Here is a 14,517-nt window from a genome sequence, read left to right on the forward strand (position 1 = left end):
CTGGCTATCTACGTCGACCGAAGTTTGTCACGGTACGCCGAGGCGATTCTCTGCTGTCCGCCTCTCACCCGACGGGTCTCGGCACAATCGTCATCGTTTGTCCACTGTTGACAACGACCCCGGACTCGACGGGCCACACACTGCTGACACCTGCACCGGTGCCACTGTTCGTTTCGAGAGGCGCCGTCCACACGACGTCGCCGCTACCGAGATCGATGGCCTCGACCGAGAGGCCGTCGACGGACAGCGCGGAAGACCCGTCGAGCTCGATTATTCCGCTGTACAGCCCACCGTTGTCGCTTCGCCACTTCTCCTCACCGGTTCTGGCGTCGAGACCGACCGTCTGCGAAGTACTTCCAGCCGAATCCTGCACCACGATCGTCTCGGACGTCGAGGCGACAACCTGAGACAGCAGTGCCGATGTGAACAGCGTCCCGCCGCCCGAATCGTAGGCGGTGGTCCCGATGACGATCGGCGCATCGGGGCCCGATCTCGACTGCGAGACAGTCGATCCGGAATCGGCGATCAATGTGGTGCCGGCCCGGGTCACCGATCGTACGGCGGTGGTGTCTCCGGTGTCACAGTCCGTCTCGGTCACCAGTGCGGTGTCGCCTCGCAGTTCCGGAGGCGTGAAGCACTCCGGATACGCGCCGGACCACAGCTCGCGCCCGTCCGATACGTCGAACACCACGCTGCCGAACCCCATCGGAACGATGCCCAGCTCGCCGGATACCTGAATCGGTTGCGGTGGAACGCTTTCCCATGCGTCACCGACGTCGAACGATCGGGCCCAACCTTCATCCACGTCGGCGACGCTCCCGGCGTGCACGCGCACGTCGTTGTCCTCCGCGTTGCCCTCTATCAGAAAGACACGCCCATCGCTCACCGTCATGCCGAAGGCGGTGTCGCCGAAAGCGGTGGGGTATCGATCGGAGTCTCCGGTGGCCGCGTCATAGGTGATCAAGGCCGGTTCGATGTCGGCTAATCCGCTGTAACACACGATGTCGCCGTCGACTGGCTCGTACGCGCACCCGCCGAGGCCTTCGGCCGGCGACTTCCAGCGCACATCCCCGGTGGCGCTGTCGATGCCGACCAGTATGGCCGAATCCAATTGATAGCTTCGAGGATTGGGAAGCCCGATCAGTGTCACGATCGTGCCGTCTACCTCGACGACTCCGAGATCGTCCGAGTCGTACTCGCTTCCTCCGACCGGAGACCGGAACTGCGCAAAATCACGACCGTAGATCTGCTCGGCATCGGCCGTCCATACGGCCCCGACAGTGGTCGTATCGGCGCCGCGCAACACGACGACGGCGACGGCAGCCCCGGCGAGAACCGCTAGACCTACAGCCGCCGACGCAAGAAAGCTGCGCTTCACTTTCCGTCCAGCCCGGGCGTCGAGGCGATGGCCTGAAGTAACTGCACTGGAGGAGGATTCGTACCCCTGGCGAACACATCGACCGCGTAGCCCGACGGATGCGTGACCTCGACCGACAGATACCGCTCCATGCCACCGGGATCATCGGGAGTCGGATTCATCGGAACCGAGGAATACCAGTCATCCGTGATCACCTCCACCGAACCATCGGCCAGCATCGTCAGCTCAGGCAGACTCTCCGAGTACTGCGGGTCGTATGGATCCGGGGCGACGGGCAGTGCGTTGTCACTCGAGATCGAGATGCCGACCGCGCCTGTGGTGGTCGGGCCGGTCAGGTCGAAAGTGGCACAGGCACCGGACAGAAAAGTATCGGCTGGTTCCAAAGATGCAAGATTCCTGTCGATCTCGAGCCCCGGCACACCGCCCGGCCACCCGGAGCGAAGCGCGGAGTTCCAGGCGTCGACCATGTCCGGAGTCACTTTCACGTACGGACCCTCGTCGTCATAGGTAGACGGGCACGCGGGCGCAGGAGACGGCGTTCCAGGCGGGACCGCGGCCGTGGTCTGGAGGCCGGGTTCGAGTGCGAGGGTGACCATGTCGTCGCGCGTCAACGGCCACTGTTCGACGTCCGAGGACATCGAGGCCCGGACGACGCTACCGTCGGGCAGCCAGGCATCGACCGACCGGGTGTAGGTACGAACAGTCTGCTCGTCCGTCCCGGGGTACTCGCTCCACGTGTCGTTCAGGTCGACGACTGCGCCGTCGTCGGTCCGGCGGCGCTCGTCGAGAACTCCTGCAGTGCAGGGCGGGACATCACGCGTCGACTCCTCCACCGAGACCGACAGTGTGGCAGTGACCCCCGCCCGCGTCAGGGAGCCACTTGCCCGCGCCTCTCCGCCGAGGTCGTCCGCGGTGATGCCGTCCGGCAACTCGCCGACATCCTCATTCGAATAGTCGTCGATGGGTTGAAACTCGAACGACTGGCTGCGAGGTGCGTAGTCGACGGAGATGCCGCTCGGTAGCGCTTCCGTGAGCGACGAGGTCATCGCGGACGCCTTCGGGCCCGAGTACCAGGGATATCTGGGGCTGTCGTACGACGACGCTCCGCCGAAAGTGGCAAATCCGAATGACCGACTCGTAGAGGGCCGCTCGACCGAATCACAACCGGGAATCGCGGCCTCGACGTCGACCGGTTCGGACACGTAGTTGTATCCATCGTCGACTTGGGGTCGATCGGACGCTGTGGCCAATGCCGATGCACCCGCGCACAGGACGACCAAGCCGACGGTCAACCGTCGCCCCGACTTCCCACGTTGCACCACGACACCTTCTTCGCGTCGCTCATGATGTCCGTTACATCCGGATCCGACAGTCTGTGTCGTCAGACTTGAACCCGCTCCGCAATCGCGGGGACGACTGCTGCACCGACCGCAATTACTCCGCGAGCCTGATGTCTGCCACCAGTCCGCGGTGATCCGATCCTGCGATATGGAAGGATTCGATCGACGTCGCATCCGCATTCTTGGTCAGCACATGATCGATGGCCACCACCGGCGGGTACGCCATGTCCGTCGGATACGTCGGAATGATCCCGGCTCCCAGCCAATCCGCGGCATCCGTGAACCCGTCGTCGAAGAAGTCACGGAACTTGCGGTGCGAGTAGGTCGAATTGAAATCCCCGCTGAGAACGACCGTTCCGTCGCCCACCGCCGCGGCGTCGCCGCGCAGGCGCGTCATCTCGCTCATCCATTCCGAGGAGCGAGGAAAGGGCGCAATCGGATGCACCGCGAACAGCGTCAGGGGTTGTGACGCGCCAACATCCAGGTCGGCAACCAGGTTGCCGAGGATGTACCCGTCGAGGTTGCGGCCGTCCGAGACCGGGAACCGGCTGTAGATTCCGGTTCCGCCTCCGAGAGTGAACGGTGCCAGGAACTGATGCAGCAGAACGTCTTCGAGGCCCGCCTCACGGAGACCCTCGACGGCCTCGTCGGTCAGTTCCTCCACCGTCAGTATGTCGATGTTCCGGTCGCGAACCATCGCGACCAGCGCGGACGCGTCGGCCTTGCCGAGCATCAGGTTGGCCTGCATCAACCGCACCGACCGACCGTCCGCGCCGGCAGAAGAATTCTCCACGAACAGCGGGGCTTGCGTCACGGCGCCGATGACGATCACGATCGCGCCGACGATGACGAGAACCCATTGCCGCACTGCGGCAAGAACAACGGTGCCGATCGCGGCGACGACGAGAAGGATCGGGACGAAGGACGCGAGAAGGACGAGGTGGCCGGTGAAGAACGCGAACAAGCCCAGCACACCGACGAGAACGCCCGTGATGCCGACGAATCCTGCGATGACGCGTCCGACACTCATGGCGCCGAGGCTACTCGAGAGGGGTGGAGTGGTGCTCGTCAGACACCACCTGACCACGTCAGTCCTTCGACGTCACCGGTTCCTTCTTCTCGCGCCACGCCCGCTCGAACGGCAACCGCCACGCGTTCGGTGCGATCATCTGGTGAATCGCGTTGGGCCCCCAGGTGCCCGGGGCGTAGAAGCGCACGGGTGGCGGGTCCTCGAGCAGGGGCGCCGACAGATCCCACAGCCGTTCGATGCCCTCCGCCGTCGTGAACAGAGTGTGGTCGCCATGCATCGCGTCGAGAATGAGGCGCTCGTACGCTTCGAGAACCTCGTCGGCGCTTTCGGTGTCCTGCAAGGCAAATTGAAGACTGAGCTTGTCGAGCTTCATACCCGGCCCCGGCCGCTTTCCGTAGAAGGACAGCGACACCTTGGACGCATCGGCCAGGTCGAACGTCAGATGGTCAGGACCTTGCGCCCCCACCCCCGAACCCGCGGGAAACATGCTCTTGGGTGGCTCGCGGAAGGCGATCGAGATGATGCGTTGCCCCTCCGCCAAACGTTTGCCCGTTCGCAGATAAAACGGCACCCCGGCCCAGCGCCAGTTGTCGATATGGCATTTCAGCGCGACGAAGGTGTCGGTGTCCGAGTCCGCCGCGATGCCGACTTCCTGCCGGTAGCCCTGATATTGGCCTCGCACAACGTTGTTCGGGTCGATCGGCATCATCGATCGGAACACCTTGTTCTTCTCCTCGCCGATAGCCCTCGGCTCGAGAGCGGTCGGCGGCTCCATGGCCATGAACGCGAGAACCTGGAACAGGTGGGTGACCACCATGTCCTTGAACGCCCCGGTCGACTCGTAGAAATTGGCTCGCCCGTCGAGACCCAGCGTCTCCGGGATGTCGATCTGCACATGGTCGATGAAGTTGCGGTTCCAGATGGGCTCGAACAGCCCATTCGCGAATCGGAACGCCAGGATGTTCTGGGCCGGTTCCTTACCCAGGAAGTGGTCGATCCGAAAAACCTGGTCTTCGTCGAACGTTTCGTGTACAGCGGCGTTGAGGGCAATGGCGCTGGCAAGGTCGGTGCCGAACGGCTTCTCCATGATGACGCGCGATCGCTCGACCAGCTTGGCCTGCGCGAGCATGTCGATCACCGACAGGGCGGCCTTCGGCGGCACGCTCAGATAGTGCAGACGCTGTGTCATCGGATCGGCGAGCTCGTTCTCGGCCGCGGCGACGGCGTCGGCCAGGGCTTGCGGGCCCTTCTTCTGCGAGACATAGCTGAGCTTCGGCGCGAACTTGTCCCACACTTCCCGCGAGACCTTGCGCCGCGAAAACTCGGTGATCGCGTCGAAGGCAAGCGTGCGGAAATCCTCGCTGGACATCTCTTCCAACGACGTTCCGACGACGCGAATCCGAGGCGCCAGATCCGACAGCGCGAGGTGCATCATTCCGGACAACAACTTGCGGCGGGCGAGGTCTCCGGTGGCGCCGAAAACGACGACGACCTGAGGCGACAGTGGATCGGTCTGCTCCGAATGGCGTGCGGTCACAAGAAGAGATGCTTGCACCGAATGACCGGTTCCGCTCGGTTCGGCCGTTGCAGACAGTAACGATCGGTGCGGTTTCTGGGATGATGGACACGTACCGTGGAGGTACGCGGGCCCGCGTCAGGGCCGCAATCAGCACCGAGTCGGGAGTAGTACAACCATGTTGCACCGTTTGATCAGGCGTTTCCCGCTGTGGATTGCCCTGACCATCGTCGTGGCCGTCGTCGCTGCATGCGGCGCGGGAGGCGGGACGGACGGTGGTTCGAACGCCACGACCACCACGCCGGCGGCGCCCGATGCGGTGATCACGTTCAACCCGGGTGACGGCGCCGCGGCGGTGAACCCGCTCGCACCCGTGACGGTCGACGTCGCCCAGGGAACGCTCGACACGGTTGCGATGACCAACGACGAGGGCGCGCCCGTCGAGGGGATTCTGACGCCCGACAAGATCGGATGGAAGCCGTCCGTTCCGCTCGGATACGGCCGGACGTATTCCATCGCCGTCTCGGCGTCGAACGCCGACGGCAAGCCGGTCCAGCAGACGAGCACCTTCACCACCGTCACACCCGGTAACCAAACTCTGCCCACGTTCGTCTCGTCGGGCGGCAACCTCTTGACCGACGGCGGAACATTCGGCGTCGGCATCGTCGCCGTGGTTCATTTCGACGAGCCGATCTCCGACCGCGCAGCGGCGCAGAAGACGCTGTCCGTCCAGACGACGCCCGCCGTGCAGGGGTCGTGGTACTGGGCCGACGACCAGAACGTGCACTGGCGGCCGCAGAACTACTATGCGCCCGGAACCAAAGTGACGATCCGAGCGGACGTGTACGGCAAGGAAGTCAGTCCCGGCCTCTTCGGCCAAGAGGATGCGAGCACGTCGTTCACCATCGGTGACTCGCACGTCTCCATCGCCGACGACAACACCAAAGAGGTCGAGGTCTACGAGAACGGAAACCTCGTCCGCACCATGCCGACGTCGATGGGGATGGGCGGCAGCGAGCAGGTCGGCAATCAGACCATCACGTTCTGGACGCAGCCCGGTGTCTACACCGTGCTCGACAAGGCCAATCCGGTCGTCATGGACTCGTCCACGTTCGGACTTCCCGTCAACTCCCGTCTCGGATACAAGGAGACGATCAGCTACGCGACGCGGATCAGCAACGACGGAATCTACCTCCACCAGCTCGATTCGACGGTGTGGGCGCAAGGCAACACGAACACCTCGCACGGATGTCTGAATCTGAACAGTTCCAACGCGCAGTGGTTCTACAACTATTCGGTGCCGGGTGACGTGGTCGAGGTACGCAACACCGGTGGTGCGCCGTTGCAGCAGTGGCAGAACGGTGACTGGAGCGTCCCGTGGAGCGAATGGGTTGCCGGTAGCGCGGTCTGAATTGTTTGTCGGTGGGTCGTTGTAGCTTGGCGGCATGAAGGAGTTGGGGGACTTCACCGACGTCGACGACCGGCAACTGGTCGTCGACGCTGTCACGCTCGCTGAACGCGAAAACACCGTCACAGCACAGAAACTGGCATATTTAGCTGAGATCGACCGCCGCGGACTGGCCATCCCACTCGGAGCATCCTCGATCACACGCTGGTGGGCGCGGGGCACCCGCGTCACCGACGGCAACGCCGCGAAACAGATCGAGCACGCACACTGGCTGTGCGCCTGGCCCATGGTCCACCAATCCCTGTTCGTCGCCGAGGTTCACCTCGCCCACACCGTCGCCATCCACGACGGACTCGACGCCGTCATCGCCGCCGACCCTGGCCTGTCCGTCGAACGCGTTGCCACGATCGTCGAGGACTTACTGGATGTCGCCCGCACCGGCACCGCCCACACCATCGGCCGACGCGCCACCACCCTCGCCCTCGCCGCCGCCCGGGATGCACGAGAGCGGGCAGAGAAGGCCCACGCCGACGCCGAGAAAGCCCGCGCCGCAGCCGAAGAGGAGCGACGGAGAGCCGACGAGGAAGCGCGGCGCAAGGACAGTGGCAATCCCTCACCGTCACCCACACCGGAACCCGACCCACAACCGCTCCCAAAGCCACCGGTCCCGGCGTCGGAGGACGCGACCCTCAACCGGCTGACTATTCACTCACTCGCAAACGGCCGCAACCAGATCCAGGGCAACCTCGACACCCTCACCACAGACAAACTCAAGGCGTCGCTGAACGTGCACTCCGCCCCCACACCCGGACCCGACGGCGAACGCGACCCCAGACCGGCCGCCCAACGCACCGCCGACGCCCTCGCGATCCTCCTCGACCGCGACGTCACCGGCAGCGGACGCCCCACCTTCGCCGGGACCATCGACCTCGCCGCGCTGACCCGCCGCAACCCTGCCGACACCGACACCGACCCGACCGATTCTGATAGCGGGCCCGACGCCACCGGCCCGAGCACCTCCGGCATCGCACCCGACGCCGGACGCATCCCACCCGCGTTCACCACCCCGCCCACCGGCACCGACACCGGCACCGGCACCGGCGACTGGCCGTTCCAACTCGCCTGGACCGGACCCGTCAGCCACGCCCTCGCCCTGCTGGTGACCTGCGACGCGCACATCGACCCCATCGTCGTCGACGGCGCCGGCGTCCCGCTGGCCATGGGCCGTACGGTCCGCACCGTCACCGCCGATCAACGCACCGCCGTCACCGTCCGGGACCGGTGCTGCATCATGTGCGGCCGACCACCCCAATGGTGCCAAGTGCACCACCTCGTGCATTGGGCGCACGGCGGACCGACGGACCTCGACAACCTCGCCCTGCTCTGCGGAGAATGCCACCGACACGTCCACCAACACGGCTGGGAGATCGTCCTCGGCGACGACCGACACCCCCGCATCATCCCTCCGGCCACACTCGATCCCGAACGACAACCCACCGAGACCTACCACCGACAACGACGACGAAACGCCGCGTGATGGCAGAATTGTGTGATGACGCAGCGGAAACCGCGTTCTGATTCCATCGAGTCCTGGGTGGAGCGGCAGATCAGCGACGCCGAAAAGCGGGGCGCCTTCGAGAACCTCCCCGGGCTCGGGAAGCCGATACCCGGGGCCGGTAAACGGCACGACGATTCGGCCTGGCTTCGGGGATACCTGCATCGCGAGAACGTTCCCGCCGATGCGCTGCTTCCACTTCCCCTGCAACTCAGGAAGGAAATCGAACGGCTCCCGGACGAACTGCGCAGGGTCAGATCCGAAGATGTTGTGCGACAGCGGATCAGTGATCTCAACAAGCGGATAGTCGACTGGACTCGCACACCGATCGGGCCGCAGATCTGGATCCGGCAAGTCGACGCCGAAGACACCGTCGCGGCCTGGCGAGAGTCGCACCCTCTCACGCGCACACCGGAGCCGGCACCGACGGTCGAGATGCCCGCAGTCACCAAGCGGCGCTGGTTTCGTCGAAAGTAGCGGTCAGGTCGCCGCGCGCTCGGTTACCAACCGCGTCACCGGTTCCACCACACGAGCCGCGATCGGGCCGAGCACGGCCATCAGCAGCACATAGGCCGTCGCCAAGGCCACCAACTCGCTCTCCACCGCGCCCGCAGCCAGCGCGAGACCGGCGATGACGATAGAAAACTCGCCGCGCGCCACCAGTGCCGCTCCGGCGCGCATCCGGCCCAACCGACCGATCCCGAGGCGCTTCGCCGCCCACGCCCCGGTGAAAATCTTCGTCGCGGTCGTCACCACCGCCAGCAGCACCGCGAAACCGATGACCGGCGGAATACTGCCAGGATCCGTGTTCAGCCCGAACACGACGAAGAACATGGCGGCGAACAGATCTCGCAGCGGCTCCAGCACCCGCGTCGCCGTCTGCGCGGTCGAACCCGACACCGCGATACCCAACAGGAACGCTCCCACCGCCGCCGACACCTGCATCGCCGACGCGACTCCAGCGACCAGTAGCGCCGAACCGAGCACCTTGAGCAACACCACTTCGCGGTCCGGACTGTCCATGAGCGCGGAGATGAACCGGCCGTATCGCAGCGCCCCGACCAAGACCACCGTGATCACCACCAACGAAATCCCCACCGCTTCGAGCCCGCCCCAGAAGCTCACGCCCGCAAGCACTGCCGTGAGGATGGGCAGGTACAGCGCCATCATCAGATCCTCGAACACCAGGATCGACAGCACCACCGGCGTCTCACGGTTACCGAGCCGACCCAGATCACTCAGCACCTTGGCGACGATGCCGGACGAGGAGATGTAGGTGACGCCCCCCAGGACCAACGCGCCCACCGGACCCCACCCCAGGACGAACGCGATCGCTACTCCCGGAACGGAATTGAGGACCAGATCCACCAGGCCGGCGATCCAGGACTGACGAAGCCCCGTAACGAGTTCGGTGGCCGTGTACTCCAAACCGAGCAGCAACAACAGCAGCACGACGCCGATTTCGCTTGCGAGATGGCTGAACTCGTCGATACCGCCGAGCTGAAAGAACCCTCCCTCACCGAAGGCCAACCCGGCGAGCAGATAGAAGGGGATGGGAGAGATGCCGATCCGCCCGGCGAGCCGAGCGAGCAGCCCGAGCACGAAGAACACCGCACCGAGCTGGGTGAGCGCCAGTGCGGTTTCGCCCATGCGTCAGCCGCCGAGAATCTTGGCGGCGGCGTCGAGGCCCTCGGCCGTGCCCACGACGACGAGGAGGTCACCCGCCACGAGCGTGAACCTCGGTGTGGGAGAGGGCTGAACCTGGCCCGCTCGCATCACCGCGACGATCGACACACCCGTCTTGGTGCGCATGGCGGTGTCCCCGAGCTGGCGGCCGTCGAATTTGGACCCTTCGGCGATGGGCAGCTGCTTGGTTCGGATCCCCGGAAGTTCGCGGTGCTCCTCGCCGAGCTGCGCCACGAGTTGCGGGGTACCGAGAAGGTTGCCCAGCGCTGCCGCTTCCTCGTTGCTGAGCGTGATGGATGCCTGCGTGGCATCGGGATCGTCCTTCTTGGACACGATCAGCTCGTTCTTGCCGTCTTTGCGGGTGATGACGCCGATGCGCCGGCCGTTCGACAGCGCGAAGTCCTTGCGCACCCCGATACCCGGCAAAAGGGTCACCTCGACGTTCATGTCGCAAGGCTAACCCGCAAGGAATGTCTTGGTCTGAGACCGCACAAGATCCACCAGGTTCTGCTGCGCGATGTTCACGTCGAGCAGATGCAGTCCCCACGTGGCGTTCGGCAGCGGCGGCGGCAACGGGCCGCCGCCGACCATCAGCACGTTGTCAGCCGTGCACCGGGCGGTGTAACCGCTACCGAGTCGAGCAACCGACATCGAACCGAGTGCCGCGGGGTTGGTGCACACGACGCCGTCACCACCGAACCGCGAGTCGGCGGGCGGTGCGTCCGCGAACGTCGAGTAGGCGACGACGCACCCGGTCTGCGCAGGGTCGGTGCACGGCGTTACGGTCGCGAAGTCGGTGGTCCGGACGTTGCCGCCGAGCAGGATCGCCGACACCAGCGTCGCGCGAGAGGCGGGGTCTGTATCGATGCGCTGCTGAATCAGCTTGCGCAGCATCGTCGTTCCCTGTGAGTGGCCGATGAGGACGACACCGCGGCCGTCGCTCTGGGCCGCATAGTCGTCCCAGGCGCGCAGGATGTCGCCGAACGCAATCTCGAGCGCCGCATCCCGGGCCGGTCCGGGCTGCGTCGCGAGTCCGAGCAACGTGCTCTGCCGGTACACCGGCGCCCAGATGTTGCACGCCGAGCCGAAGGGCTGTGCCTGAAAGCCGGTCACTGCCGAGATTTCCGGCCCGGCGGTGAGGTCGGCGTTGGACGTCGGCTGCAGCGACGACGTCGGGTAGACGTAGAAGCAGTCGACCGGAGAACTCGCTCCCCCACCGCACGGTCCGGCGACTCCCGGCCGGCACAGCCACACCGTCGACGGGTCGGCGGACGCAACGGGGGTCGCAACGAAGAACGCTCCGACGATGGCCAGCACAGCCAGCAGGGCACGAGTCACCGCGTGATCGTATAGCCGGAAGGAATTGTCGAGGAGCGATCCGCGTTGCGCCTCTTATGACATCAGCAGCAGACTCAGGAACATTTGCCATCGGCGGTACCACCACGGTGAACCGCCTCGGTTTCGGAACGATGCAGTTGACGGGAGAAGGCGTCTGGGGTGATCCGAAGGATCCCGACGAGGCCGTTCGCGTCCTGCAGCGCGCCGTCGAGCGCGGCGTCACCTTCTTCGACACCGCCGACTCGTACGGTCCCGTCGTCGCCGAGCAGCTTCTGAAGAAGGCGCTGCACCCGTACAAGGACGACGTCGTGATCGCCACGAAGGCGGGTCTGACGCGCTCGGGCCCCGGCGACTGGCGTCCCGTGGGCCGCCCGGAGTACCTGCGTCAGCAGGCGGAGATGAGCCTTCGGAACCTCGGACTCGACAGTATCCCACTCTTCCAGCTGCACCGCATCGACTCGCAGGTTCCCCTCGCCGATCAGGTAGGAGAACTCGCAAAGCTGCAGCAGGAAGGCAAGATTCAGCACATCGGCCTCAGCGAGGTCGAGGTCGACGATGTGAAGGCCGCATCGGAGTTCGCCACCATCGCGTCGGTGCAGAACTTGTACAACCTCGCGAACCGCGACGCCGAGAAGCTCCTCGACTACGCGACCGACAACTCCATCGCCTTCATTCCGTGGTTCCCACTGGCCACCGGTGAGCTTGCCAAGGAGGGTGGCAAACTCGACACACTTGCCAAGCGGCACAACGCATCCGCTTCGCAGCTCGCGCTGGCGTGGCTTCTTCAGCGTTCGCCGGTCGTGCTCCCTATCCCCGGCACCAAGTCCGTCGCGCACGTCGACGACAACATCGACGCCGCGGGTGTCAGCCTGAGCGCCGACGAGTTCGCCGAGCTCGAGGCAGCCGTCAAGTAGGGTCGTACAACCCCCTCTGCACGGCCTTGACGAGCCTGCGCGGAACCTGGTGAGCGACGCCCCCGACCGTCACTTCGACGAGATCGGGTGGCGTCGCTTTCCATTGCGCACGTCGGCTTCTGGTGTTGGAACGCGACATCTTCCTCTTCGGCACCGCCATCAGCGTGCTCGCCTTCCGCCGGATGTCGACCGGCCTCCGGCCTTCCCGTATTTGCGCTCGAACTTCTCGACCCGACCTTGGGTGTCCATGACGCGCGCCGCTCCGGTCCAGAACGGGTGCGACTCGTTGGTGACGTCCACGACCACCAGCGGGTAGGTGTTGCCGTCGCTCCACGTCACCGTTCGCTCGCTCGTGAGAGTCGATCGGGTGAGGAAGGCTCCCCCCGTTCCCGAGTCCTGAAACACCACCGGGTGGTAGTCCGGGTGAATGCCGTTCTTCATTCGTGTGCCTCTTTCTCTGTCAGCGTGACACCGCTTGTCTCGCAGGGATCTTCGTGATACTCACCGAACGGGTCGTGCCAGACCCACGGCCCGGACATCTCGTCGTCGGTCAGCAGGGCCCACGTGAGGGCTCGGTGAATCTCGTCGGGATCCGCGGTGTGGACCAGGACGACCAAAGAAATATGCCGGTCACCGAACCGCGAATCCCAGTGCAGCGCAGCCATCGCGCGCCGTTCCGCCGACTCCTGCTCCTGCTCGTCCGACGTCATCGCCGCGAGCCAACGACCCCCGCTCGCCACACGCAGTCCGCCGCCTGCCGATTCGAGCCACAGGGCATCGTCCGGTTGCGTCGCAACCCAGACACGCCCTCGCGCAGTCACCACCCCGTCGAGAAGAACGTCGACCGCCTCGTGCAGGCGCTCGGGGTGGAACGGCCGCGTAGCGGCGAACTCGACGAGGGAGACACCGTGGTCGACGTCCAGGGGTGGCTCGCCGCGTAACAGGGGCGAGTGGGTATCGAAACCTCGGTTCCGACCGATCGGAAGTCGCCTCGGAAGCGACTGGCAGACAACCGCTTCCGGTGCAAGACGGGACAGAACGGCATTCGTGGACGCGTCCACGTCGCCGACTGTCACGACGACGTCGGCGCACGCGACCTGACCGACCACGATCTGCGCCACCGTGCGGTCGTCGTCCAGGGCGTCGTCACCGGTCGCGTCCCTCAGCCACGTGTCGGCATCGACGCACACGACGACCGACGGAGCGGCGACATCCACGGATGCGGGCCCGTCGACTCGGCCGTTGATCCCCGCCACGACCACATGGTCGATCGCCCAGATCACGGCATCCGGTTCGAGTTCGGGGTCCAGTCGAACGACGATACGGTCGACGTTGCTGCGCTGAGACAACGTCCGAAGCAGGGGAAGCAGTCCTTCGCGGACCGTGCAGGACACGCAACCGTGGGCCAACTCGAGCATCGTGTCGCGCTCGGCGTCGACGGTCGTGACCGTTCGCCGAACGACACCTTCTCCGACGTGGGCCAGATCGAGTCGAACGATGGCTGTCCCCGGTCGCAGCAGCGACCGGGCAGTTCGTGACACGGGCCCGCTCCATCCGCACACCAGTACGACTTCCGTCTTTTCGGTAATCATTGTCGATAAGCTACGCTATCGACAACTGTTGTCAACAAGGGAGAGTCGAGATGTCAGCGCACTGCCAGGTGACGGGGCGGAAACCGGGGTTCGGAAAATCGGTGTCACACTCGCACCACCGGACCAGCCGCCGGTGGGATCCGAACATCCAGAAGAAGACGTACTTCCTCGCCAGTGAGGGACGACGCATCACGCTCACCCTTTCCGCGAAGGGAATCAAAACGATCGACCGGGACGGCATCGATGCCGTCGTCGCTCGCATCCGTGCCCGCGGGGAGAAGGTCTGATGGCCAAGAGCACCGACGTCCGACCGATCGTCAAACTGAAGTCCACCGCGGGGACGGGCTACACGTACGTCACACGCAAGAACCGTCGGAACGATCCCGACCGTTTGGTCGTGAAGAAGTACGACCCCGTCGTTCGCAAGCACGTGGACTTCCGAGAGGAGCGGTAGTGGCCAAGAAGTCCAAGATCGCGAAGAACGAGCAGCGCAGGGCCGTCGTCGCGCGCTACGCCGCCCGCCGCGCGGAGCTGAAGGAGACCATCAGGAAACCGTCGACACCCGAGAGCGAACGGGCAACCGCAGCAGCTGCCCTCAGAGCACTTCCGCGCGACGCCAGTCCAGTACGATTACGCAATCGGGATGCTGCCGACGGTCGTCCGCGTGGGTATCTCCGCAAGTTCGGCCTGTCCCGTATTCGGGTGCGGGAGATGGCACACCGGGGCGAACTTCCCGGCGTTCACAAATCGAGTTGGTAAG

At 65.0% G+C, this 14,517-nt stretch carries 17 protein-coding genes; 7 read left to right on the forward strand and 10 right to left on the reverse strand.

Annotated elements, in window-relative coordinates:
• Positions 1-64: 64 nt before the first annotated feature.
• The 4 genes from IEW02_RS17275 to zwf form a co-directional block, all read right to left on the reverse strand.
• Positions 65-1,378, reverse strand: coding sequence for an outer membrane protein assembly factor BamB family protein (locus IEW02_RS17275; RefSeq protein ID WP_188546038.1), 1,314 nt, complete (start codon positions 1,376-1,378; stop codon positions 65-67).
• Positions 1,375-2,697: a hypothetical protein gene (locus tag IEW02_RS17280; protein WP_188546039.1), complete on the reverse strand. Its 1,323-nt coding sequence runs from the start codon at positions 2,695-2,697 to the stop codon at positions 1,375-1,377. The genes IEW02_RS17275 and IEW02_RS17280 overlap by 4 nt, the downstream gene beginning before the upstream one ends.
• 115 nt (positions 2,698-2,812) lie before the next feature.
• Complete coding sequence (locus tag IEW02_RS17285; protein ID WP_188546040.1) at positions 2,813-3,748, reverse strand: endonuclease/exonuclease/phosphatase family protein; 936 nt, start codon at positions 3,746-3,748, stop codon at positions 2,813-2,815.
• Between the two features lie 58 nt (positions 3,749-3,806).
• Positions 3,807-5,285 (reverse strand): glucose-6-phosphate dehydrogenase, encoded by a 1,479-nt coding sequence (zwf, locus tag IEW02_RS17290; protein ID WP_229746103.1) that lies wholly within the window; start codon positions 5,283-5,285, stop codon positions 3,807-3,809.
• Positions 5,286-5,442: 157 nt separating this feature from the next.
• On the opposite strand from zwf, the gene IEW02_RS17295 reads away from it, so the two are divergent.
• Genes IEW02_RS17295 through IEW02_RS17305 form a run of 3 tightly spaced genes read left to right on the forward strand, consistent with a single transcriptional unit; the run spans position 5,443 to position 8,704 of the window.
• Positions 5,443-6,675: a L,D-transpeptidase gene (locus IEW02_RS17295; protein WP_188546042.1), complete on the forward strand. Its 1,233-nt coding sequence runs from the start codon at positions 5,443-5,445 to the stop codon at positions 6,673-6,675.
• A 34-nt stretch (positions 6,676-6,709) separates the two neighbouring features.
• Positions 6,710-8,209, forward strand: coding sequence for an HNH endonuclease signature motif containing protein (locus tag IEW02_RS25365; RefSeq protein WP_188546043.1), 1,500 nt, complete (start codon positions 6,710-6,712; stop codon positions 8,207-8,209).
• Between the two features lie 15 nt (positions 8,210-8,224).
• Positions 8,225-8,704: a DnaJ family domain-containing protein gene (locus tag IEW02_RS17305; protein WP_188546044.1), complete on the forward strand. Its 480-nt coding sequence runs from the start codon at positions 8,225-8,227 to the stop codon at positions 8,702-8,704.
• 3 nt (positions 8,705-8,707) lie between these two features.
• Here IEW02_RS17305 and IEW02_RS17310 read toward each other — a convergent pair whose 3' ends face one another.
• From IEW02_RS17310 to IEW02_RS17320, 3 genes are read right to left on the reverse strand one after another with little or no spacing between them, the layout of a single operon-like run.
• On the reverse strand, positions 8,708-9,877 hold the full coding sequence (locus IEW02_RS17310) for a cation:proton antiporter (protein WP_188546045.1): 1,170 nt from the start codon (positions 9,875-9,877) through the stop codon (positions 8,708-8,710).
• A gap of 3 nt (positions 9,878-9,880) precedes the next feature.
• The gene (locus IEW02_RS17315; RefSeq protein WP_188546046.1) at positions 9,881-10,360 is read right to left on the reverse strand and encodes a cation:proton antiporter regulatory subunit; all 480 of its coding nucleotides are present in this window, start codon (positions 10,358-10,360) and stop codon (positions 9,881-9,883) included.
• Between the two features lie 9 nt (positions 10,361-10,369).
• The gene (locus IEW02_RS17320; protein WP_188546047.1) at positions 10,370-11,251 is read right to left on the reverse strand and encodes a DUF3089 domain-containing protein; all 882 of its coding nucleotides are present in this window, start codon (positions 11,249-11,251) and stop codon (positions 10,370-10,372) included.
• A 56-nt stretch (positions 11,252-11,307) separates the two neighbouring features.
• Between IEW02_RS17320 and IEW02_RS17325 the strand changes: the two genes are divergently transcribed.
• On the forward strand, positions 11,308-12,165 hold the full coding sequence (locus IEW02_RS17325; protein WP_188546048.1) for an aldo/keto reductase: 858 nt from the start codon (positions 11,308-11,310) through the stop codon (positions 12,163-12,165).
• On the opposite strand, the gene rpmF is transcribed toward IEW02_RS17325, so the two are convergent.
• From rpmF to mrf, 3 genes are read right to left on the reverse strand one after another with little or no spacing between them, the layout of a single operon-like run.
• The gene (gene rpmF / locus IEW02_RS17330) at positions 12,158-12,325 is read right to left on the reverse strand and encodes a 50S ribosomal protein L32 (protein WP_188546049.1); all 168 of its coding nucleotides are present in this window, start codon (positions 12,323-12,325) and stop codon (positions 12,158-12,160) included. The two genes, IEW02_RS17325 and rpmF, sit on opposite strands and share 8 nt — an antisense overlap.
• Positions 12,325-12,606 (reverse strand): type B 50S ribosomal protein L31, encoded by a 282-nt coding sequence (locus IEW02_RS17335; RefSeq protein WP_188546050.1) that lies wholly within the window; start codon positions 12,604-12,606, stop codon positions 12,325-12,327. The genes rpmF and IEW02_RS17335 overlap by 1 nt, the downstream gene beginning before the upstream one ends.
• Positions 12,603-13,754 carry a ribosome hibernation factor-recruiting GTPase MRF gene (mrf, locus tag IEW02_RS17340; RefSeq protein WP_229746130.1) on the reverse strand — a complete coding sequence of 384 codons (1,152 nt, stop codon included), beginning with the start codon at positions 13,752-13,754 and terminating at the stop codon, positions 12,603-12,605. Before mrf ends, IEW02_RS17335 begins: the two co-directional genes overlap by 4 nt.
• A 53-nt stretch (positions 13,755-13,807) precedes the next feature.
• Between mrf and rpmB the strand changes: the two genes are divergently transcribed.
• The 3 genes from rpmB to rpsN are packed head-to-tail and all read left to right on the forward strand — an operon-like array spanning position 13,808 to position 14,516.
• Positions 13,808-14,044 carry a 50S ribosomal protein L28 gene (gene rpmB / locus IEW02_RS17345; protein ID WP_188546052.1) on the forward strand — a complete coding sequence of 79 codons (237 nt, stop codon included), beginning with the start codon at positions 13,808-13,810 and terminating at the stop codon, positions 14,042-14,044.
• Positions 14,041-14,211, forward strand: coding sequence for a 50S ribosomal protein L33 (rpmG, locus tag IEW02_RS17350; RefSeq protein ID WP_188546195.1), 171 nt, complete (start codon positions 14,041-14,043; stop codon positions 14,209-14,211). Before rpmB ends, rpmG begins: the two co-directional genes overlap by 4 nt.
• A complete protein-coding gene (gene rpsN / locus IEW02_RS17355) occupies positions 14,211-14,516 on the forward strand; it encodes a 30S ribosomal protein S14 (RefSeq protein ID WP_188546053.1) in 306 nt (101 codons plus the stop codon). The genes rpmG and rpsN overlap by 1 nt, the downstream gene beginning before the upstream one ends.
• Position 14,517 lies beyond the last annotated feature (1 nt).

Source organism: Rhodococcoides trifolii (assembly GCF_014635345.1).
In the GTDB taxonomy this organism is placed as follows: domain Bacteria; phylum Actinomycetota; class Actinomycetes; order Mycobacteriales; family Mycobacteriaceae; genus Rhodococcoides; species Rhodococcoides trifolii.

Bases quoted from the DNA above. Each gene is read 5' to 3' on its own strand.
- IEW02_RS25365 (WP_188546043.1), top strand. From the start codon at position 6,710: ATGAAGGAGTTGGGGGACTTCACCGACGTCGACGACCGGCAACTGGTC.
- IEW02_RS17310 (WP_188546045.1), bottom strand. From the start codon at position 9,877: ATGGGCGAAACCGCACTGGCGCTCACCCAGCTCGGTGCGGTGTTCTTC.
- rpmF (WP_188546049.1), bottom strand. From the start codon at position 12,325: ATGGCGGTGCCGAAGAGGAAGATGTCGCGTTCCAACACCAGAAGCCGA.
- IEW02_RS17305 (WP_188546044.1), top strand. From the start codon at position 8,225: ATGACGCAGCGGAAACCGCGTTCTGATTCCATCGAGTCCTGGGTGGAG.
- IEW02_RS17325 (WP_188546048.1), top strand. From the start codon at position 11,308: ATGACATCAGCAGCAGACTCAGGAACATTTGCCATCGGCGGTACCACC.
- IEW02_RS17295 (WP_188546042.1), top strand. From the start codon at position 5,443: ATGTTGCACCGTTTGATCAGGCGTTTCCCGCTGTGGATTGCCCTGACC.
- rpmB (WP_188546052.1), top strand. From the start codon at position 13,808: ATGTCAGCGCACTGCCAGGTGACGGGGCGGAAACCGGGGTTCGGAAAA.
- IEW02_RS17335 (WP_188546050.1), bottom strand. From the start codon at position 12,606: ATGAAGAACGGCATTCACCCGGACTACCACCCGGTGGTGTTTCAGGAC.
- IEW02_RS17315 (WP_188546046.1), bottom strand. From the start codon at position 10,360: ATGAACGTCGAGGTGACCCTTTTGCCGGGTATCGGGGTGCGCAAGGAC.
- IEW02_RS17285 (WP_188546040.1), bottom strand. From the start codon at position 3,748: ATGAGTGTCGGACGCGTCATCGCAGGATTCGTCGGCATCACGGGCGTT.